The following is a 20057-nucleotide window of genomic DNA, read 5'->3' on the forward strand; positions in this document are numbered from 1 at the left end:
CAGCTCAGCCGACCTAGGAGCGCAGCCCATGGCCCAGCTATCACCGCTGCTCAAGCAGGCAACGCCGGTCGTGGTCGACCACGGTGAAGGGGTTTACCTCTACGGCACCGATGGCAAACGTCACCTGGATTTCACCGCCGGTATCGGCGTGACCAGCACCGGCCACTGCCACCCGCACGTGGTGAGCGCGGCGCGGGAGCAGATCGGCAAACTCGTCCACGGGCAGTACACGACGGTCATGCACAAGCCGATGCTGGAGCTGACCGAGAAGCTGGGCGGTGTCCTCCCGGAAGGCCTGGATTCACTCTTCTACGCGAACTCGGGCAGCGAGGCGGTCGAAGCGGCGCTCCGGCTGTCGCGGCAGGCGACGAAGCGGCCCAACGTCATCGTCTTCCAGGGCGGGTTCCACGGCCGGACAGTCGCGGCGGCGACGATGACGACGTCGGGCACCCGGTTCAGCGCCGGGATCTCGCCGCTCATGTCCGGCGTGCACGTCGCCCCCTTCCCGTACGCGTTCCACTACGGCTGGGACGAGGAGACGGCGACGAAGTTCGCCCTGCGCGAGCTCGACTACCTCTTCGCGACGGTCTGCGCGGCGAACGAGACGGCCGCGTTCTTCATCGAACCGGTGCTCGGCGAGGGCGGGTACGTCCCGGCGAACACCGAGTTCCTGGCCGGGTTGCGGGAACGCGCCGACAAGCACGGGATCCTGCTGGTGATGGACGAGATCCAGACCGGCTTCGGCCGGACGGGCCAGTTCTGGGGGCACGAGCATTTCGGGGTACGCCCGGACATCGTGCTCATCGCGAAGGGCCTCGCGAGCGGGTTCCCGATCTCGGGTATCGCCGCGTCGGAGGAGCTGATGGCGAAGGCGCTCCCCGGTTCCCAGGGCGGAACCTACGGCGGCAACGCGGTGGCCTGCGCGGCGGCGATCGCCACGCTCGAGGTGATCCAGCGGGAGGGCCTGGTCGAGAACGCCGCCGAACGAGGACGCCAGCTCCTGGAGGGCGCGCGGGTGATCGCGGACAAGTCTCCGTCGATCGGAGACGTCCGCGGGCTGGGGCTGTTGGTCGGTTCCGAATTCACCACGCCGGACGGTGAACCGGACACCGCGAAGGCCCAGGCGGCCCAGAAAGCCGCCTCCGCCAACGGATTGCTGTTGCTGACCTGCGGGGCGTACATGAACGTCGTCCGGATGGTGCCGCCGCTGATCGTCGACTCCGCACAGGTCGACGAAGCGCTGCGTATCTGGGGTGACGTGGTGGCGGGGGTCGAGTGATGGCCCGCTACATCACGATCACGCTCGACAAGCGCGGAGTGTCCTGCCGGGCTCGCCTGCTCGACGCCGAAGCCCCGCGGACTTGCCGCGCGGTCTGGGACGCGTTGCCGCAGAGCGGTTCGGCGTACCACGCGAAGTACGCGCGCAATGAGGTCTACACGCTCGTTCCACCCTTCGCCGAGCCGAAGCCGGGCCGCGAAAACCCGACGGTCACCCCGATTCCGGGAGATGTCGTGTACTTCGGGTTCGAGGCATGGGAGATCGGCAACCCGGCGTACGGCTACGACGAGGACAGCGAGGCGCACAGCGACCAGGGCGCGACGGACCTCGCGATCTTCTACGGCCGCAACAACCTGCTGATCAACGGCGACGCGGGATGGGTCCCCGGCAACGTGTTCGCGACGATCGAGGAGGGGCTGGCGGAAATGGCCGAGGCCGCTCAAGATCTCTGGCTGCGAGGTGTCGAGGGCGAGACGCTTTCCTTCGCACGCGCGTGAAAACCCGTGGGCGGTGCGGGCTTCGCACCCTCACCGCCCACGGGCCGGCACCCCACCCTGGCTTTACTGCCGTGCTTCGCTGAGCCGGTATTCGACGCCGCCGACCTCGTCACCACGCTGGTCGACCTGGGTCACGTGGACGGTGTACTGCCCGCCGGCCGCTTCGGCGCCTGCGGTGAAGCTCAGCTTGGCGCCCACCTGTTCGCCCGATTTGAAGGTCAGGCCGCTGATCCGGGCTCGCTGCGGGTTCACGATGGCCAGCTCGGTCTCACCGACCCGCTCGACGCCCTCTCCCTTCGCGCCCGCCGCCCGCCAGCGCGTGGCGAGGTCGGGGCCGAGATCGATGGTGATCCGTCCCGGGCCGGTGAACGGCCTGCCCGGCTGGGTGAAGACGATGTCGCCGACCGCCGTGGGCTCGGGCCCGTCCCAGCCGAACACGATCGGCCGGAACTCCGGGATCTTGATTTTGAACGGTACGGCGTTCACGTTGTGCCAGGCGATGTTGTTGTTGTTCCGGGCGTTCGCCGACGTGCTCAGGCCCTCGGTCGGCAGGTCGGTCGGTGAAAGCCACCGCGCCAGCAAGCAGAAGTGCGAACCGAGCGGGACCTTCCACGGGATGACGACCCGTTTGGTGCCATAGGGCACGCTCACGTTGGTGGCGGAACCGATGTAGGTCCACTGACTCGGCCACTGGGCCACAGTGCCTTGTTTGGTGTAGTAGACCTGCAGTGTCCCCTTCTCGAGCGCGTCACCGTACGGACCGGGGTTGTTCAGCGTGACGTGGATGTAGGCGAGGCCCCCTTGGACGATCGGATCGTCGGTGGCACAGAGGATCGTCGGCGAGAAACACACCCTGACGTCGGGGCTGGAGTAGAGCGATCCGGTCGAAGGCTCGAATCCGACGTCGGACGTGTTGTCCCGGATGAAGACGTCGGCCCGGGCCTCGGGCGCGGCCTGCACCGCCGGTGCGACACCCGCGAACAGTGTCGCGACGGCCAAGACGGCCGACGCGAGCAGCGTCCGGCGGCGCCGCGGATTCCTGCTGATCATGTTCCCCTCCTTGCGCGAAACATTCGACCCGTTGACCGTCGGCCAGACCGGTTGTGGCGGGGTTGTCGAGATCGTGTGCCCTAATTGGCCGATTTCGGTGGGTCTTCGCCCGGATACGCTCACCGGGGTCACATGCCGGAGGGAGCAGGGTGCCCGGGCCAGGGGAACTACGGGTGCTGGGCCCGGTCGAAGCGATCGGCCCCACCGGGCGGGCGGAGTTGCACGGCGCCCGCCAGCGAGCCGTGCTCGGCGTTCTCGCCCTGCACGCGGGGTCGGTCGTCCCGATCCCCCGCCTGGTCGACGTGCTCTGGGGAGAAGATCCGCCACGCACCGCGGTGAAGACCCTGCACAGTCATGTCGCCCGGATCCGGCAGGCATTGGAGGACTGTGGTTTCCCGCCGGTCCTGCTCACCCGCAAGCCCGGGTACGTCCTGGCGGTGGCGCCGTCCTCTGTCGACGCTCTCCGGTTCGAAGAAGAACTTCGTGCCGCCAAGCGGAGCAATCCGGGCCAGGCGGTGGCGGCGTTACGTGAGGCGTTGCGCCTCTGGCGCGGCGGAGCCTTCGCGGACGCCGAACTCGACGGCTGGGGACTGCGCGAGGTCGAACGGCTCCAGGAATTGCGGCTGTCCGCCTGGGAAGAGCTTTGGGACGCCGAGCTCAGGCTCGGCGATCACGAGGAGGTCCTCCGCGAACTTCCGCGGCTCCGGGCCGAGCAGCCCTACCGAGAACGGCTGGCCGCGCTGCACATGCTCGCCCTGCACCGCTGCGGGAGGCATGCCGAGGCACTCGAGACCTTCCAGGCGGTGCGCCGGGGGCTGGCCGACGAGTTCGGTGTCGACCCCGGCCCCGGACTGGTCGAACTGCATACGTCGATCCTGCGCCGGGCGCCTGAACTCGACGCGCCCGCACGGGGCACCGCGCCCGCGCAGCTCCCCGCCCGCGTCGGGCACTTCACCGGGCGGCAGCAGGAGCTCGCTTCGCTCGACGGGCTCCTCGACGACGCCGAGCCGCCGGTCGTGGTCATCTCCGGAGCGGCTGGGATGGGCAAATCAGCGCTGGCCGTGCAGTGGGCGCATTCCATCGCGGACCGCTTCCCCGACGGCCAGCTCTTCCTCGACCTCGCCGGGCACGATCCGGCGGAAGCGGTCTCGCCGGGCGAGGCCCTCGCCCATCTTTCGCGCGGGCTCGGCCTTCCTGACGACCGGCTGCCCGACGCGACGGCCGAACGCGCTGCGCTCTACCGCTCATTGCTGCACGGGAAGCGTTGCGTGATCGTCGCGGACAACGCGGGCGGGGTCGACCAGATCCTTCCGCTCGTCCCCGGCACGACGAAGACGATGCTGATCGTCACCAGCAGACTGACCCTGGCCGCGCTCGGCAGCAGGCACGCCGTTCGCGTGTTCGCCCTCGACGCGCTGGCCGATCCGGATTCGATGACGCTGCTCACCCGGGTGCTGGGCGCCGACCGGGTCATGCGCGAAACCGCACAGGCGGCGCGCCTGGCCAGGCTCTGCGACGGGATGCCGCTGGCACTGCGGATCGCCGCCGCCCGCCTGACCGGTGAACCGGGCCGTCCGATCGCGGAGCTCACCGCGGAGCTCACCGGGGCCGGACGACTGGAAACCCTTGCGGTGCAAGGAGATTCACGAACGGTCAAAACCGTCCTCGCGAGCGCCTATCTGCCACTGGACCAGGCTCCCGCCCGGCTGTTCCGGCTTTCGGGGCTGATCCCGGGGACGTCGTTCAGTGCTTCGCTCGGCAGTGCGCTGTGCGGCGTTCCCGCCGAAGCAGGCCGAGCCGCGGCCGCCGCACTGTCCGCGGCACACTTGATAACCCCGGCGGGCCAAGACCGCTATCGCCGCCACGATCTGATCCGCGAATTCGCCGTCGCGTGCGCCCGCGCCGACGAAACGGCGTCAACCCGTACCGAGGCCGCGGACCGGCTGATCGACTGGTACCTGCATGTCGCCGCCGAAGCGAACCGGATCATCGACCCGAACCGCGATCTGGTCACCCCGGCGTTGCGACACCCGGCGCCCGAACGGCCGTTTCCGGCGGAAAGGCGTGCGGCGCTGGCGTTCCTGGGGGCCGAGCGAGCGAATCTTCTCCCCGTGGTGCGGTTCGCGCGCGAGCACGGCCGCAACACCGCGGCCTGGCAGCTCACCTATCTGCTCACCAGCTTCTACGACACCACGGGCGGCTGGAACGAGCGGATCGGGCTTTGCCGCGAGGGGGCCGCGGCGGCCGCCGAACTCGACGATCCGCTGGCGGAGGCGGAAATGCTGCGCGCGCTCGGCGCGGCCTACTTCATGACCCGCAGGTTGACGGACGCGCTCGAAACCAACGCCCGCGCGTTGAAGGCCGCCCGCGCGGCGGGCGATCCGGAGGGCGAAGGGCATATCTACAACAACACCGCGAACGCCTACGCCGCGCTGCGCCGGTTCGACGAGGCGATCACCGCGTACCGGCTGGCGGTGGAGCGGTGCACCTCGGCGGGCAACCGGCTCGGGCGGGCCCTGTCCCAGCGCAACCTCGGCCACGCCTACATCCGCCGCGGCCAACCGATGGACGGGCTCAGCCCACTGACGGCCGCGCTGGAGACGTTCCGCGAACTCGGCAACGCCCGGCTGGAAGCGGCCACGCTGGACACGCTGGGCGAAGCCTACGAGGAACTCGGCGATCACGACGTCGCGCTGGACCATCTCGGCAAGGCGCTGGCCGCGTCCAGGGCGATCGGAGACCGGTGGCAGGAGTGGGAGTCACTGCTGCACGCCGGCCAGGTCCACCTCGCCCGCCGGGATTTCCGGGCCGCACGGGCCGATTTCGACCAGGCGCTGCTGATCAGCCGCGACGTCGGGAACCGGCACAGCGAGGCGGCCGCGCTCGACCGGCTCGGCCGCGCCCATCTGGGACTCGGCGATCTGGCCGCGGCGCGGGAGAACCTCGAGCGCGGCGTCGCGGTCCGGGCGAGCGTCCCGGATCCGTACGAGGAAGCCCACCTGCACCGCGACCTCGGCGATCTGGAGGCGCGGTGCGGCGACACGGCCGCCGCGGCCGCCCACTGGGCTCGAGCGATCGAGCTGTACCGGCGGGCGAACGCGACGGCCGACGCCGACCTCGTCACCCGGCGGGGCTGATCACCACGGTCGAGGTCGCGTACACGAGCCGGCCCTGCGACGGCTCGAAGAACTCGACCAGCGCCTTGCCCGTTCGCCCGGGCACGATCGCGAGTTCGGCGTATCCCCTGGTCTCGCCGCGCTGGAAGGTGACGACACCGTCCTTCACCGGCTCGTGAGCGGAGCCGTCGGTGCGGTAGCGGATCGTGAGCGGTCCGGAGAGCCACGGCCGGGAAAGCACGAGCGGCACCTTGCAGGTGGTCGTGCCCAGCGCGAAGTTCGGCGGAATCGACCAGCAGATCTCGCCTTCCTGGGTGGTGGCCAGAGGTGCGGTCTTGACCTTGTCGTCGTCGGCCACCCAGGCGACACCGACGCTGTGCCCGATCCGCACCCCTTTCCCGCCGTACAGCTGCAGGGAGAACATTTCGTCGTTCTCCGCCAGGGAATCGGCGCGGACCTTGACGGCGATCGTGTGCGCTTCCGCCCGCCCGGCCCAGGTCAGCGTGCCCGCACGCGGCAGGTAGTCGACGCTCTCCTTCGCGATGAACGCCGGATCGACCGGTGAGCCGTTGCCTTCGATCGTCCGGTATTCGACCGTGCCCTGCGGCACGCAGCCGCCGTCGGTGAGTGAAACGGTGAAGACAAGGGTGGTGTATCCGGCGCTCGTCCCCTCGGCCTGGCTGACTCCGCTGACGTCGGCCACGGGCGCGGCGCAGCCCTCTTGCCTGCCTTCGGCCGCCGGTACCGCGAGCCCGAACGTGATCGCCAGCGCCGCCCCCAGCGCCGCGATCCGTCTCATCCTGGATCCCATCGAGCGTCCACCCCTTCCGGCGAGCCGCCCGGCCCGCTGCGACATGGGTAACCGAGCGAGGTTGTCACGAGGTTGTGGCGAGCAAACATGAAAAAGATTCATGGCCATCCTCGCCCGCGACGTACTACGCTTCGGTAACCAGGCAATGAGGCGTGAGGAAGGGCAGTCGATGGGCGATGTTGCGGCACGGTTCGCCGAGATCGTCGGGGACACGAACTTGCTCTCGGGCGAGGCGATCCCCGAGGACTACGCACACGACGAGGCTTTGACCACCACCGCGCAGCGGCCCGCTCACCTGGCGAAACCGGGAAGCGCCGAGGAGGTCGCGGAGCTGCTCAAGGCGGCGAGTGAACACGGCGTGCCGGTCACCGCGAGAGGGTCGGGCACGGGACTTTCGGGTGGCGCACGGCCACGCGAGGACGGCCTGGTGATCTCTTTCGAGCGCATGAACGCGGTACTGGAGATCGACACCGAGAACCACGTCGCCGTCGTCCAGCCCGGTGTCACACTGTCCGAATTGGACGAAAAGACCACGGAAGCCGGACTCGGCTACACCGTCTACCCCGGCGAGCTGAGCGCGAGCGTCGGCGGCAACGTCGGGACGAACGCGGGTGGCATGCGCGCGGTCAAGTACGGCGTAACGCGGCACAACGTCGTGGGCCTGCAGGCCGTGCTGCCGACCGGGGAGATCATCCGGACCGGCGGCAAGACCTCGAAGGTGTCGACCGGGTACGACCTGACCCAGCTGATCATCGGCTCCGAAGGCACCCTCGCGCTCGCGACCGAGGTCATCGTGAAGCTGTACCCGCGTCTCCCGCACGGCGCCACGGTGTTCGCCCCGTTCGAGACCTTCGACGAGGTGATGACGGTCGTCCCGAAGATCATCTCCAGCGGGCTCGCGCCGCATATCCTCGAGTACATCGACAATCTGACGCTCGCCGCGATCAGCTACAACGAGAAGCTCAGCCTCGGTGTCCCGGACGCCATCCGTGACAAGGCGCAGGCGTATCTGGTGGTGGCACTGGAAAATCGCGACAACGACCGGCTGCACGCCGACGTCGAAGAACTCGGCGGCCTGTTGGGTGACGTCGGCGCGATGGACGTGTACGTGCTGGAAGGCCCGTCGGCGCGCAAACTGATCGAGGCGCGCGAGAAGGCGTTCTGGACGGCCAAGGCGGCCGGTGCGGACGACGTCATCGACGTGGTCGTCCCGCGCTCCGCCATGCCCGAGTTCCTGCGCAAGGCGAGGGAAATGGCGTTGTCGCGCGAGTCGGGCGCGCTCGGCTGCGGGCACGCCGGCGACGGCAACGTCCACCTGGCCATCTTCTGCAAGGACCCGGAGAAGCGGAAGCAGCTGCTGACCGACATCTTCGCGCTCGGCATGGAACTCGGCGGTGCGATCTCCGGCGAGCACGGCCTCGGCCGAGCCAAATCCGGCTACTTCCTCGATCTGGAGGACCCGGCGAAGATCGCGCTGATGCGCCGGATCAAGGAGAGCTTCGACCCGGCCGGGATCCTCAACCCCGGCGTTCTTTTCGCTGAGAGGGCTTGAAAAGTGAGTGAGATGAACGGCGCCCAGTCCTTGATCCGCACGCTCGTCGACAGCGGTGTCGATGTGTGCTTTTCGAATCCGGGCACCTCGGAGATGCACTTCGTGGCCGCCCTCGACTCCGTGCCCGAGATGCGCGGAGTGCTCGGCCTCTTCGAAGGCGTCGTCACCGGTGCCGCGGACGGCTACGCACGGATCGCCGACAAGCCGGCGGCCACACTGCTCCACCTCGGCCCCGGTCTCGGCAACGGGCTGGCGAACCTGCACAACGCACGCCGCGCGCACACCCCGATCGTCAACGTGATCGGTGACCACGCGACCTACCACAAGCAGTACGACGCCCCGCTCGAATCGGACATCGAAGCCGTCGCCGGTTCACTCGAAGGCTGGGTCCGCCGCTCCGAGCACACGAAGGACGTCGGTGCCGACGCCGCGGCGGCGGTCGCGGCGTCCCAGGACGCCCCCGGACAGGTGGCGACCCTGATCCTCCCCGCCGACGCGTCCTGGGGTGAGGGCGGCGAAACCTGCGCGCCCATCCCGCCGAGGATCCCGCAGGTCGTCGACGCGACGACGGTGAAGAACATCGCCGAGGTGCTGGCCAGTGGTGAACCGGTCGCGCTGCTCGTCGGCGGCGGCGGCTGCCGTGAGGCCGGGTTGCGGGCGACCAGCCGGATCGCGGCCGCGACCGGCGTGAAGGCGTTCGTCGAGACCTTCCCCGCCCGGCTCGAACGGGGCGAAGGCCTGCCGACGATCGAGCGGCTCGGCTACCTCGCCGAGCAGGTCGCGTACCAGCTCGACGGGATCAAGCACGTGATCGTCGCCGGCACGAAGGCGCCCGTTTCGTTCTTCGCCTACCCCGGCAAAGCGAGCAACCTGGTTCCCGAAGGCGCACAGGTCCATGTGCTGGCCGAAATCGCGCAAGACGTGCCGCGAGCGCTGAACGACGTCGCCGACCTGGTCGCCGCCGAGACGGAGCCGGTGCTGCAGCAGGCCTCCCGGCCGGCGCTGCCGTCCGGGCCGTTGACGCCGCAGAACTGGGTCGACGTGATCGGCGCGCTGCTGCCGGAACGCGCGATCATCGCGGACGAGGCGAACACCTCCGGTCTGCTGCTGCCCGCCGCGACCGCGGGCGCGCCGCGGCACGACGTGCTGACCTTGACCGGCGGCGCGATCGGCTACGGCATGCCCGTCGCGACCGGGGCGGCCGTCGCCGCGCCGGACCGGCCGGTGATCAACCTGCAGTCCGACGGCAGCGCGCTGTACACCATTTCGGCGCTGTGGACGCAGGCGCGGGAGAATCTCAACGTCACCACGGTCCTGCTGAACAACCGCGCCTACGCGATCCTGCGGCTGGAGCTGCAGCGGGTCGGCGCGGACGCCAACGGACCCAAGGCGAACGAGTTGCTCGACCTCTCCCGCCCCGACATGGACTTCGTCAAGATCGCCGAAGGCATGGGCGTCCCGGCGACCCGCGCGACGACGGCGGAGGAGCTGGCCGAGCAGTTCCAGCGTGCGCTCGCCGAGCCCGGCCCGCACCTGATCGACGCGATCGTTCCGACGCTCTTCTGAGCGAAGCGTCCTGCGTGCGATGAGTCCTCTCGTCGCACGCAGGGCGTCAGCGGACCGAGGCGACCAGTGGTTCCGGCTGGCGTTGCTTCGGCACGAAAACGGTCAAGACGAGCCCCAAGAGCGCCGCACCGGCGGCGACCACGAAGCTCAGCCGGAACCCCGCCGCGGACGGGACGGACACCCCACCGACGGTGATCGCCAGCGACGCGAGCATGGACGCCATCACCGCGCTGGACGTCGACGTGCCGACCGAGCGCATCAGCGAGTTCAGCCCGTTCGCGGACGCGGTCTCGGTGACCGGGACCGAACCCATGATCAGCGCGGGCATGGCCGCGTAAGCGATGCCCACACCACCGCCGATGATGATCGACGCCGTGATCAGCTCGAAGGCGTTGTCCATCAACACGGTCGCGAAGGCGTATCCGGCCGCGATGGTGGTCGCGCCGACCATCAGCGTCGTACGCGGTCCGTAGCGCTCGATGAGCCGGGCCGAAACCGGCGACAGCATGAACATGACCAGGCCGTTCGGCGCGAGGCAGAGCCCGGCCTGCACCATGGTCAGACCGAGGCCGTAGCCGGTCGACGCGGGTGCCTGCAGCAACTGCGGGAACGACAACGCCATCGAGTACAGCGCGAACCCGATCATGATCGACGCGAGGTTGGTGAACAGCACCGGCCGCCGCGCGGAGACCCGCAGGTCCACGAGCGGATCACGCCGCCGCAACTGGTAGGCGCCCCAGACCAGCAGGATCACCACCGCGCTCCCCGCGAAGGCGAGGGTGCGGCCGCTGCCCCAGCCCCATTCGCCGCCCTTGACGATCGGCAACAGCAGGCAGACCAGTCCAGCCGTCAACCCCACCGCACCGAGGTAGTCGAACGGCGCCGGCGTCTTCACCGGCGACTCCGGCACCACGAACAGGATCAACAGGCCGCAGACGAGCCCGAGCCCCGCCGACGCCCAGAACAGGACGTGCCAGTCGGCGTTCTGCGCGACCAGCGCCGACACCGGGAGCCCGATGGCACCGCCGACGCCGAGCGTCGAACTCATCACCGAGATCGCGGCGCCGACCCGTTCCGGCGCGAGTTCGTCGCGCATGATGCTGATGCCCAGCGGGATCGCGCCCATCGCGCACCCTTGCAGCCCTCGCCCCAGGACCATCAGCGCGAGCGAACTGGTCAGCGCGGACACCACCGAACCGGCGACAAGGAAGCCGAGGCTGATCAGCAGCAACCGGCGTTTGCCGTAGAGGTCACCGAGGCGGCCGCTCACCGGCATCACCACGGCTCCGGCGATCAGGGTCGCCGTCACCACCCACGACGCGTCCGAAGGGGTCGCGTCGAGCAGCCGGGGAAACGCGGGAATGAGCGGAACGACGAGAGTCTGCATGAACGAGGCCACCAGCCCGCAAGTGGCGAGCACGACCACGAAGATCCGGGGCGAAGGTGCCCGTCCGACCGGTTTCACCATGCGCATCCCATGATCCGACCTTACACAGCACCACCCTTCTCAGTGAACGATTGACCGACGGGATCACAGCCAGCGCGAACCCATCACGGCCCGACAGGTACCGCGGCGATTCTGGCTGTAGCCAGGAGAACCGCCTTTCGGAGGCGGCCGCTCCCTCTGCCGGGCTCGGCCGATCGACGCAGGGTCCGTCGGTGTTGCGGAAGTAGTCGTTTCCACGCACCGCTGGCTTCGGCCGGCGGGAGGCTAGTCGACCATCGCACCGCAGCTGATGTTCAACGCCGTCGCCGTCATGCTGCGCGCGTGATCCGACGCGGCAAAGGCGGCCACCCGCGCGACGTCTTCGAGCGACGCCGTCCGCCTGAGCATGGTCGCGGCGACCATGTCACGGATGGCGTCGTCGAGCCCGGCGCCCGCCGGAATCGTCTCCGGGATCCCGCCGGTGCGCAGGGTCACGACACGGATGCCCTGCGGCCCGAGTTCGCACGCCAGCCCGCGCCGCAACGCCTCCATCGCGCTGAACGCGACCTGCAACCCGCCGAGGTGGTATCCCGGCAGCGGATCACCGTCGCCGCCGAACATCAGGATCACCCCGGACCCCTGTCCGATCATGTGCCGGGCGGCGGCCCGCGCGGTGAGGAAATTCGTCCGCACCGCCGTCCGGACCGGGCTTTCGAAGTCCTCCAACGACATCTCGACCAGCGGAGTGCCCTGAACGTCGTTGTGCGTGATCACGTTCATCGAGATGTCGATACTGCCCGCCGCGTCAGCCACCGAAGCGGCATGCTCGACGATGGCGGCTTCGTCCAGTGCGTCGAACTCCGCCGTTTCCGCCTTCCCGCCCGCCGCCCGGATTTCGTCGGCCAACGCGTCGAGCTTCTTCAGCGTGCGACCGGTGAGGTGGACGGTCGCACCCTCTCTGGCGAATCCGCGGGCCACCGCGGACCCGATCCCGCCCGCCGCACCGTAGAGGATCGCGTTCCTGCCTTCGAGCAACATCGCTTTCTCCTATTTTTCGTCCAAGGTGATGAGTCCTTCGGGTGTTCCCTCCAGCTGGACATCGATCCACAACGGGCGCCACGGGCTGAGCTCGTGGAACCTGCGCAGCTCGGCCAACCCGCTGAGCCAGCCCATCCACATGCCGTACGGCGGCTTCTCGTCGGAGAATCCACTTTGGACGAAGGTCAGCTTCGTCCCGCCGCCGGAGTCCTCCAGTTCCCACGTGGCGACGACCCCGTCCTGGTACGCGAGCGACATCTTCGAATCGGGCACCAGATCGACGATCTTCGCCGGATCCGGGTCCCGTTCCAGCGACCCCATCGCCCAGCGGCCGCCGACCTGGGGCTCCGCCTCGATCCGGGCACCGAACCAGCGCGTGAAGACGGTGGGATCGGCGATCGAGGAGTAGACCTCACCGCGCGGTGCGTCTATCCGCACTTCTTCGCTCATCAGCGGGGAGGTGAGGTCGCAGCGGGCGGTGAGCGGCCGTCCTTCGACGTGATCGACGAGATTCGAGACGGAAAGCGCCCAGAACGTGTGCATCATGCCGAGTGACGAGTCCGGGTCGGCGAGCATGGCGGCGTAGTCCGGCAGACCGCTCTGGCTGAACGACAAGGACGTCCCGTCCCCGTCTTCCGTCAGCGCGATCTCGACGACGGTCTCCTTCCCGCCGACGGCCCAAGCGAACCGCAGGACGTTGTCCTCGGCCAGCAGCAGCCGCTGGCGCGGCCGATCGCCGTCCGGCGTGTAGCGGCCCCAGAACTCGTACCGGGACGGCAGGTCGACCTCCGCGTACTCGGAAAGCCACTCGCGCAGTGCGCCGGGATCGGTCAGCGCGTGCCATACCTCGTCGATCGGCGCGCGCAGGCGCACCTGGAACTTCGTCGGTTCAGTCACGGGCGTCTCCCTTCGGGTAACAGGCCACGGCGAGCTTGAAGGCGTCGCCTTCCGCTCCGCCGTAGCGGGTGAACAGGTCCTGCAAAGTCGTCTTCAGTTCGTCGAGGAATTCCTGGCGCCGCTCGGGCTCCACCCGGATCTCGCCGGAAACACCGATCGACGGCAGCTCCGGCGCGGCCCGGTCGAGCGCGGCGACGTCCGCCTGGACCTCCTCCATGAGGTCCACCAGGTAGCCCAGGCTCAGCTCGTCCCGCGCCACCCGCGGGCCGAGCCGTCCGACAAGTCCGGGTGACAGCCAGTACGACCGGGCTGTCGCCTGGTACACGCCCTCACTGACGGCGCGCACCTTGCGCTCCGACACCTGCTTCACGAGACCGGCTTCCACCAGTCGCTTCACGTGGTAATAGACCCGCTGGGGAGTCTGATCCAGCACCGTCGCCACCTCGGTGCACGACCGCGGCTCCGCCAGCTGCCGCAGGACATCCACCCGCTGCGGTTTCAGCAGCGCCTCCGCCTGCTCCAGCCGATCGAGGTACTCCACATCCTTCACGGCGTCACACCCTTGATCACAAAAAACAGTTTGAACGTAAAAATCCATTTTGTCAATCGGCCTGGATCGCGCTACTCTCGTCGTGTGGCGATCCTGCGGCGGTACGCGGCGGAAATCGCGGTCACCGCGGCGGTGATCGCGGGCTCCGTCGTGGTCTCGCTCGGGGACGGCGCGGAGACACCGCGCAACGCGGCCGTCGGCTGGGTCTGCGTGGCGCTCGCCTGCGCGGCGTTGTTCCTGCGCCGCCGGTACCCGCTCCCCGTCGCGATCTTCACCGCGGTGTGCTGCGCGATCTACTACCCGCAGACCGATCCGGACGGGTTCGTCCTGCTGGCGTTCGCCTTCGCGCTGTACAACAACGCCTCGACCGGCCGGATCCGGAGCGCGGCGGTCGTCGCGGCGGTCTCGATGGGCGGCGTCGCGATCGGCGAAGCGGGGGCAGGCGCGTCACGACAGGTGGACGACTTCGCGTTCCTGCTGATGGCGGGCTGGTTCATCGCGCTGGTCGCGGTCGGCGCCGTGACGTTCTACCGCAGAGAAGCCGAGCGCACCAAGGAGGCCGAGGCACAGCGAAGGGCCACCGACGAGCGGCTACGGATCGCGCGCGAACTGCACGACGTCCTCGGCCACAATCTGGCGCTCATCAACGTCCAGGCGGCCGCCGCCCTGCACGGCAAGGATCCGGCCAGATCCGAGGAGGCACTGACCACGATCAAAAAGACCAGCAAGGAGGCGTTGCGCGAGCTCCGCGCCACCCTGGGCATGCTGCGGCAGGCGGACACCCCCAGCCTGGCCAGGGTCGCCGAGCTCGCCGAGTCGGCGGGCGCGCACGGGCTGACGGTCCGGACCGAGATCGACGGAACGGCGACAGAACTGCCGCCCGACGTCGAACACGCAGCCTTCCGTGTCGTCCAGGAGGCGCTGACCAACGTCGCCCGCCACGCCGCCGCGGACACCGTCGTGGTGCGGATCGGCTACACGCCCCATGATGTGTCCGTGCAGATCGACGACGACGGCCGGGGAGGCACGGCGAAACCCGGCAACGGGATTCGCGGTATGACCGAACGGGCCGAGGCACTCGGTGGTGAACTCACCGCGGCCCCGCGCGAGGACGGCGGATTCCGCGTGCGCGCCCGGCTTCCGCTGCGGGTGAAGAGATGATCCGGGTCCTGCTGGTCGACGATCAGCGGCTGGTCCGCGCCGGGTTCAAATCCATTTTGGACGGTGAAGACGACATCAGTGTGGTCGCCGAAGCGGCCGACGGGCGTGAATCCCTCGAAGCGGCGCGAGAACACGAACCGGATGTCGTCCTGATGGACATCCGGATGCCGGTGATGGACGGGCTCACCGCGACCCGGCACCTGCTCGAAGATCCGGCGCGGGCCGGGACCAAGGTCGTCATCCTCACCACCTTCGACCTCGACGAGGACGTCTACGGCGCCTTGCGCGCGGGTGCCAGCGGGTTCCTGGTCAAGGACACCGAACCGGAGGAGCTGATCCACGGTGTCCGCGTGGTCGCCAGGGGCGACGCGCTGCTCGCGCCGTCGATCACCCGCCGCCTGATCTCCGAATTCGCCTCTCGCGTGGATCGGCCGGTGCCCTCGCCCACCCTGAACCGCCTCACCGAACGGGAACGCGAGGTGATGAGCCTGGTCGCGGCCGGTCTGTCCAACGACGAGATCGCGAAGGAACTGGTGCTCAGCCCGGCGACGGCGAAGACGCACGTCAGCCGGATCATGACCAAGGTGGACGTCCGTGATCGCGCGCAGCTCGTCGTGCTGGCCTACGAATCGGGCATGGTCACCCCGCGCTGGTTGACCCCGTGACCACAACCCCGGTAGTACGGGAAGCGCCTTAGGGGTACCCAGAAGTTGCGGCCCGAGTGCCCGCCCGGGCCCGACGATATGCGCCCGGGAAAAGCCGATGCTGTCCGCCATGGACACCATCACTCTTTCCGATAGGCGGCCTGGGGGCGGTCTCTCGAAGCTGGCAGGCTGGTCTCAGCGCCACCGCTGGCTCGCCGTTTCGCTCTGGCTGCTCACCCTCGTCGGTGTCACGCTGGGCTCACAGCTGGCGGGCAGCGCCTACCACGACGACCATTCCTTGCCGGGTACCGAATCCCAGCAGATCTCGGACCTGTTCAAAGCGCAGGCCCCCGCGCAGACCGGCGCGACGGCCGAGATCGTCTTCAAGACCGAGGGCGGACTCGCGACCGCACACGGACCGATCGACACGATGCTCGCCGAAGTCCGGAATCAGCCGCACGTGAAATCGGTGACGAGTCCGTTCGACACCCCGTCGGCCATCTCACGTGAGGGCACGATCGGTTACGCGGCAGTCGCTTTCGACCTCGAATCGAAAGATCTGCCGTACGACGACATCGTGCGCGTCGTTGACACAGCGAAGAAGGCGGAGACCACGGCGCTCCAGGTCGAACTCGGTGGCGAGCCGATCAAGCGGACCAGCGGGGGCGGCGGCCCGTCGGAGGGTGTCGGCTTGCTCGCCGCGCTGGTGATCCTCGTCTTCCTGTTCCGCTCGATCCTCGCCGCCGGGCTCCCGGTGATCACGGCGATCTTCGCCGTCGGCAGCACTCTCGGCGTGATCGTGCTCGTCAGCAGGTTCGTCGACATCGCGAGCTACACGGCGCCGCTGATGATGCTGGTCGGTTTCGGCGTCGGCGTGGACTACGCGCTGCTCATCTTTTCCCGCTATCGCGGCGAGATCCTGGCCGGTCTCGACCGCGAGCAGGCGGCGCGGCGGGCGCTGGACACCGCGGGACGATCGGTGCTGTTCGCCGGTGGCACGGTGATCATCGCGCTCCTCGGCCTGCTCGCGCTCGGCCTCGGTTCGCTGCGCGGGGTCGCTCTCGCGGTCGCGCTGACCGTGCTCGTGACGATGCTGGCCTCGATCACCCTGCTGCCCGCGCTGCTCTCGCTTTTCGGGCGCCGCCTGGAAAAGGGCATCCGCAAGCACGCCGCGAAACGCGACCACGGGAAGGCCTGGGGCAAGCTCGGGGACGCGGTACAACGACGTCCGGTGGTGCCGCTCGCGATCGGGCTGCTCGTCCTCGTCGGGCTTTCCTTGCCCGCGCTCGGTATGCGCCTCGGATTCGCCGACTCGGGCACAGACCCGGAGACCTCGACCACCCGGCAGGCCTACGACCTGATGGCGGAGGGTTTCGGCCCCGGCTTCAGCGAGCCGTTGGTCGTGGTCACCGAGAACGGCGAAGGTGCCGCGCTGCAACGAAAACTCGAAGCCACGCCAGGAATCGCGGAGGTGACACCGCCGATGGGGCAGGGCGTCACGACGGTTCTCGCCTTCCCCACGTCTTCGCCGCAGGACGAGGCGACCGCCGATCTGGTGGAACGGCTGCGGACGGAGGTGTTGCCGGAGCTGCCGGGCGAGTACCTCGTCGGCGGGAGTGTCGCGGCGGCGGTGGATTTCGCGGACGCGGTGGGTGATCGGTTGCCGCTGTTCGTGCTGGTGGTCGTCGGGCTGTCGGCGTTGCTGCTGATGGTCGTCTTCCGCTCGATCCTGATCCCGCTCAAGGCGGCCGTGCTGAACCTGCTGAGCATCGGCGCCGCGCTCGGCGTGATGACGGCGGTGTTCGGCGACGGCCTGTTCGGGGCGCAGGCGGGACCGATCGAGGCGTTCGTGCCAGTGCTGATCTTCGCGATCGTGTTCGGGCTTTCGATGGACTACGAGGTGTTCCTGGTGTCCCGGATGCACGAGGAATGGCGGCTCACCGGCGACGCGCGCCACGCTGTCCGTGCAGGGCTCGCCTCGACCGGTGGGGTGATCACGGCCGCGGCGGCGATCATGATCGTGGTGTTCGGGGCGTTCCTGCTGAACCCCGATCGGATGCTGGCGCAGTTCGGCCTCGGGCTGGCGGTCGCGGTGCTGGTGGACGCGTTCGTGATCCGCTGTCTCGTGGTGCCCGCGGTCATGCGGCTGCTCGGGGGACGCGCGTGGTGGCTGCCGCGGTGGCTGGACCGGCGGTTGCCGCACGTGGCGCTGGAACCGGCGTCGCGTTAGCCCCGGATGACATGAAAGGCCCCTTCATTGCAAATTTCGCAATGAAGGGGCCTTTCATAGCACGTGCTTATTCGTAGATCTCGCCCTTCGCGGCCTTCTCGACCAGCGAAGCGGGCGGGGTGAAGTGGTCGCCGTAGCGCTCCGCGAGCTCACGCGCGCGGTCGACGAAGCCCTGCAGGCCACCCTCGTACTGGTTGATGTACTGGATGACACCACCGGTCCACGCCGGGAAGCCGATACCGAAGATCGAGCCGATGTTGGCGTCGGCGACGGTGGTGAGCACGCCTTCGTCGAAGCACTTCACGGTCTCGAGCGCCTCGGCGAACAGCATCCGCTCCTTGAGGTCCTCGAACGGGACCTCGGCGCTGCCCGACTTGAACGCGTCGCGCAGGCCCGGCCAGAGACCGGTCCGCTTGCCCGACTCGTCGTAGTCGTAGAAGCCCGAGCCGGTGGAACGACCCTTGCGGTCGAACTCCTCCACCATCCGGTCGATGACGCCCTCGGACGCGTGCGCGTTCCAGGTGCCGCCGGCGGCCTCGATCGCTTCGCGGGTCTCCTTGCGGATCTTGCGCGGCAGCGTCAGGGTCAGCTCGTCCATCAGCTGCAGCGGCGGGGCCGGGTACCCGGCCTGCGAACCGGCCTGCTCGATCGACGCCGGCTCGACACCCTCGCCCAGCGCGGCCACGGCCTCGTTGAGGAACGTGCCGATGACGCGCGAGGTGAAGAAGCCACGGCTGTCGTTGACGACGATCGGGGTCTTCTTGATCTGCAGGGTGTAGTCGAAGACCTTCGCCAGCGTGGCGGGCGAGGTCTTCTCACCGCAGATGATCTCGACCAGCGGCATCTTGTCCACCGGCGAGAAGAAGTGGATCCCGATGAAGTCCTCGGTCCGCTGCACGCCCTCGGCGAGCGCGGTGATCGGCAGCGTGGAGGTGTTGGAACCGAGCACGGCGTCGGGGTTGACGATGCCCTCGATCTCCTGGAACACCTTGTGCTTCAGCTCGACGCTCTCGAAGACGGCCTCGATCACGAAGTCGACGCCGGCGAAGTCCTCCGCCTTGTCGGTCGGCTTGATCTTGGCGAGCAGCGCGTCGGACTTCTCCTGCGTGGTCTTGCCGCGGGAGAGAGCCTTCTCCTCCAGCTTGACCGCGTAGCCCTTGCCCTTTTCGGCGCCTTCGAGGGTGACGTCCTTGAGCACGACGTCGATGCCGGCCTTCGCCGAGACGTACGCGATCGCGGCGCCCATCATGCCCGCGCCGACGACGCCGACCTTCTTGGCGGTGTACTTCTCGAAGCCGTCCGGACGGGAGCCACCGGAGTTGATGCTCTGCAGGTCGAAGAAGAACGCCTTCGTCATGTTCTTCGAGACCTGGCCGGTGGCGAGGCTGATGAAGTAGCGCGTCTCGACGGTGATCGCGGTGTCGAAGTCGACCTGCGAGCCCTCGATGGCCGCGGCAAGGATCGCCCGCGGGGCCGGCATGTTGGCGCCCTTGATCTGCTTGCGCAGGTTCGCCGGGAACGCGGGCAGGTTCGCCGCGAAGCTCGGGTTCGACGGGGTGCCGCCCGGGATCTTGTAGCCCTTGACGTCCCACGGCTGCACGCCGCCCTCGGGGTTGGCCTTGATCCACGCCTTCGCGGCCGGGACCAGTTCCTCGACGGTGCCGACGAGCTCGTGCACGAGGCCGAGTTCCTTGGCCTTGGCCGGGCGGTGCCGCTGGCCCTGCAGCAGCACGTTCAGCAGCGCGCTCTGGATGCCCAGCAGGCGCACGGTGCGGACCACTCCACCGCCGCCGGGGAGCAGGCCGAGGGTGACCTCGGGGAGGCCGATCTGGCTGCCCTTGACGTCGGCCGCGATGCGGTGGTGCGTCGCGAGCGCGAGTTCGAGGCCGCCGCCGAGCGCGGCGCCGTTGATGGCGGCCACGACCGGCTTGCCCAGCTGCTCGAGCCGGCGCATCTGGCCCTTCATCAGGGCGCTGCTCTCGGTGATCTCGGCCGCGTTCTCCGGCTTGGCCTGGATCAGGTCGTTGAGGTCGCCGCCGGCGAAGAAGGTCTTCTTGGCCGAGGTGAGGACGACACCGGTGATGGTGTCCTTCTCCGCCTCCAGGCGGTCGACGACGACGCCGAGCGACTCGCGGAAGTCGGCGTTCATCGTGTTGGCGGACTGCTTCGGGTCGTCCAGGGTGAGCACGACGATGCCGTCGGCGTCCTGCTCCCAGCGGATGGTCTTCGCTTCAGTCATT

The 20057-nt window shown here is 68.8% G+C and carries 15 protein-coding genes; 8 read left to right on the forward strand and 7 right to left on the reverse strand.

Annotated features, from left to right (window positions below; translation table 11 throughout):
- Positions 1 to 28 precede the first annotated feature (28 nt).
- Both ACOCEP_RS04235 and ACOCEP_RS04240 read left to right on the forward strand, forming a co-directional pair.
- Positions 29 to 1279 (forward strand): aspartate aminotransferase family protein, encoded by a 1251-nt coding sequence (locus ACOCEP_RS04235; RefSeq protein ID WP_482335865.1) that lies wholly within the window; start codon positions 29 to 31, stop codon positions 1277 to 1279.
- Positions 1279 to 1776, forward strand: a complete 498-nt coding sequence (locus tag ACOCEP_RS04240) for a DUF3830 family protein (RefSeq protein ID WP_038508763.1) — start codon at positions 1279 to 1281, stop codon at positions 1774 to 1776. The genes ACOCEP_RS04235 and ACOCEP_RS04240 overlap by 1 nt, the downstream gene beginning before the upstream one ends.
- Positions 1777 to 1839: 63 nt before the next feature.
- On the opposite strand, the gene ACOCEP_RS04245 is transcribed toward ACOCEP_RS04240, so the two are convergent.
- Entirely contained in the window at positions 1840 to 2826 is a 987-nt protein-coding gene (locus ACOCEP_RS04245; RefSeq protein WP_482335866.1) for a hypothetical protein, read from the reverse strand.
- 149 nt (positions 2827 to 2975) lie between these two features.
- On the opposite strand from ACOCEP_RS04245, the gene ACOCEP_RS04250 reads away from it, so the two are divergent.
- Positions 2976 to 5963 (forward strand): AfsR/SARP family transcriptional regulator, encoded by a 2988-nt coding sequence (locus ACOCEP_RS04250; protein WP_482335867.1) that lies wholly within the window; start codon positions 2976 to 2978, stop codon positions 5961 to 5963.
- On the opposite strand, the gene ACOCEP_RS04255 is transcribed toward ACOCEP_RS04250, so the two are convergent.
- A complete protein-coding gene (locus tag ACOCEP_RS04255; protein WP_482335868.1) occupies positions 5947 to 6741 on the reverse strand; it encodes a Calx-beta domain-containing protein in 795 nt (264 codons plus the stop codon). The two genes, ACOCEP_RS04250 and ACOCEP_RS04255, sit on opposite strands and share 17 nt — an antisense overlap.
- Before the next feature lie 181 nt (positions 6742 to 6922).
- Between ACOCEP_RS04255 and ACOCEP_RS04260 the strand changes: the two genes are divergently transcribed.
- Positions 6923 to 8305 carry an FAD-binding oxidoreductase gene (locus ACOCEP_RS04260; protein WP_482335869.1) on the forward strand — a complete coding sequence of 461 codons (1383 nt, stop codon included), beginning with the start codon at positions 6923 to 6925 and terminating at the stop codon, positions 8303 to 8305.
- Between the two features lie 12 nt (positions 8306 to 8317).
- Positions 8318 to 9871, forward strand: coding sequence for an acetolactate synthase large subunit (locus ACOCEP_RS04265; RefSeq protein WP_482335870.1), 1554 nt, complete (start codon positions 8318 to 8320; stop codon positions 9869 to 9871).
- A gap of 46 nt (positions 9872 to 9917) precedes the next feature.
- Here the strand turns inward: ACOCEP_RS04265 and ACOCEP_RS04270 are convergent, their stop codons facing one another.
- The 4 genes from ACOCEP_RS04270 to ACOCEP_RS04285 form a co-directional block, all read right to left on the reverse strand.
- Positions 9918 to 11345 carry an MFS transporter gene (locus tag ACOCEP_RS04270; protein WP_482335871.1) on the reverse strand — a complete coding sequence of 476 codons (1428 nt, stop codon included), beginning with the start codon at positions 11343 to 11345 and terminating at the stop codon, positions 9918 to 9920.
- Between the two features lie 237 nt (positions 11346 to 11582).
- A complete protein-coding gene (locus ACOCEP_RS04275) occupies positions 11583 to 12335 on the reverse strand; it encodes an SDR family NAD(P)-dependent oxidoreductase (protein ID WP_482335872.1) in 753 nt (250 codons plus the stop codon).
- 9 nt (positions 12336 to 12344) lie between these two features.
- Positions 12345 to 13232, reverse strand: coding sequence for an SRPBCC family protein (locus tag ACOCEP_RS04280; RefSeq protein ID WP_482335873.1), 888 nt, complete (start codon positions 13230 to 13232; stop codon positions 12345 to 12347).
- The gene (locus ACOCEP_RS04285) at positions 13225 to 13782 is read right to left on the reverse strand and encodes an ArsR/SmtB family transcription factor (protein ID WP_037341182.1); all 558 of its coding nucleotides are present in this window, start codon (positions 13780 to 13782) and stop codon (positions 13225 to 13227) included. The genes ACOCEP_RS04280 and ACOCEP_RS04285 overlap by 8 nt, the downstream gene beginning before the upstream one ends.
- A gap of 84 nt (positions 13783 to 13866) precedes the next feature.
- Here ACOCEP_RS04285 and ACOCEP_RS04290 point away from each other — a divergent pair, with 84 nt between their 5' ends.
- The 3 genes from ACOCEP_RS04290 to ACOCEP_RS04300 all read left to right on the forward strand — a co-directional run bounded on the left by ACOCEP_RS04290 (position 13867) and on the right by ACOCEP_RS04300 (position 17817).
- On the forward strand, positions 13867 to 14943 hold the full coding sequence (locus ACOCEP_RS04290; protein ID WP_482335874.1) for a sensor histidine kinase: 1077 nt from the start codon (positions 13867 to 13869) through the stop codon (positions 14941 to 14943).
- Positions 14940 to 15608 carry a response regulator gene (locus ACOCEP_RS04295; RefSeq protein WP_482335875.1) on the forward strand — a complete coding sequence of 223 codons (669 nt, stop codon included), beginning with the start codon at positions 14940 to 14942 and terminating at the stop codon, positions 15606 to 15608. Before ACOCEP_RS04290 ends, ACOCEP_RS04295 begins: the two co-directional genes overlap by 4 nt.
- Before the next feature lie 109 nt (positions 15609 to 15717).
- Positions 15718 to 17817, forward strand: coding sequence for an MMPL family transporter (locus tag ACOCEP_RS04300; protein WP_482335876.1), 2100 nt, complete (start codon positions 15718 to 15720; stop codon positions 17815 to 17817).
- Between the two features lie 67 nt (positions 17818 to 17884).
- On the opposite strand, the gene ACOCEP_RS04305 is transcribed toward ACOCEP_RS04300, so the two are convergent.
- Positions 17885 to 20056 carry a 3-hydroxyacyl-CoA dehydrogenase NAD-binding domain-containing protein gene (locus tag ACOCEP_RS04305; RefSeq protein WP_482335877.1) on the reverse strand — a complete coding sequence of 724 codons (2172 nt, stop codon included), beginning with the start codon at positions 20054 to 20056 and terminating at the stop codon, positions 17885 to 17887.
- Position 20057 lies beyond the last annotated feature (1 nt).

The organism is Amycolatopsis sp. CA-211722, from assembly GCF_056828465.1.

Excerpts from the sequence above, each read along its gene's own strand:
- ACOCEP_RS04235 (WP_482335865.1), top strand. The coding sequence starts at position 29 with ATGGCCCAGCTATCACCGCTGCTCAAGCAGGCAACGCCGGTCGTGGTC.
- ACOCEP_RS04240 (WP_038508763.1), top strand. The coding sequence starts at position 1,279 with ATGGCCCGCTACATCACGATCACGCTCGACAAGCGCGGAGTGTCCTGC.
- ACOCEP_RS04245 (WP_482335866.1), bottom strand. The coding sequence starts at position 2,826 with ATGATCAGCAGGAATCCGCGGCGCCGCCGGACGCTGCTCGCGTCGGCC.
- ACOCEP_RS04255 (WP_482335868.1), bottom strand. The coding sequence starts at position 6,741 with ATGAGACGGATCGCGGCGCTGGGGGCGGCGCTGGCGATCACGTTCGGG.
- ACOCEP_RS04260 (WP_482335869.1), top strand. The coding sequence starts at position 6,923 with ATGGGCGATGTTGCGGCACGGTTCGCCGAGATCGTCGGGGACACGAAC.
- ACOCEP_RS04265 (WP_482335870.1), top strand. The coding sequence starts at position 8,318 with ATGAACGGCGCCCAGTCCTTGATCCGCACGCTCGTCGACAGCGGTGTC.
- ACOCEP_RS04270 (WP_482335871.1), bottom strand. The coding sequence starts at position 11,345 with ATGCGCATGGTGAAACCGGTCGGACGGGCACCTTCGCCCCGGATCTTC.
- ACOCEP_RS04275 (WP_482335872.1), bottom strand. The coding sequence starts at position 12,335 with ATGTTGCTCGAAGGCAGGAACGCGATCCTCTACGGTGCGGCGGGCGGG.
- ACOCEP_RS04295 (WP_482335875.1), top strand. The coding sequence starts at position 14,940 with ATGATCCGGGTCCTGCTGGTCGACGATCAGCGGCTGGTCCGCGCCGGG.
- ACOCEP_RS04300 (WP_482335876.1), top strand. The coding sequence starts at position 15,718 with ATGGACACCATCACTCTTTCCGATAGGCGGCCTGGGGGCGGTCTCTCG.
- ACOCEP_RS04305 (WP_482335877.1), bottom strand. The coding sequence starts at position 20,056 with ATGACTGAAGCGAAGACCATCCGCTGGGAGCAGGACGCCGACGGCATC.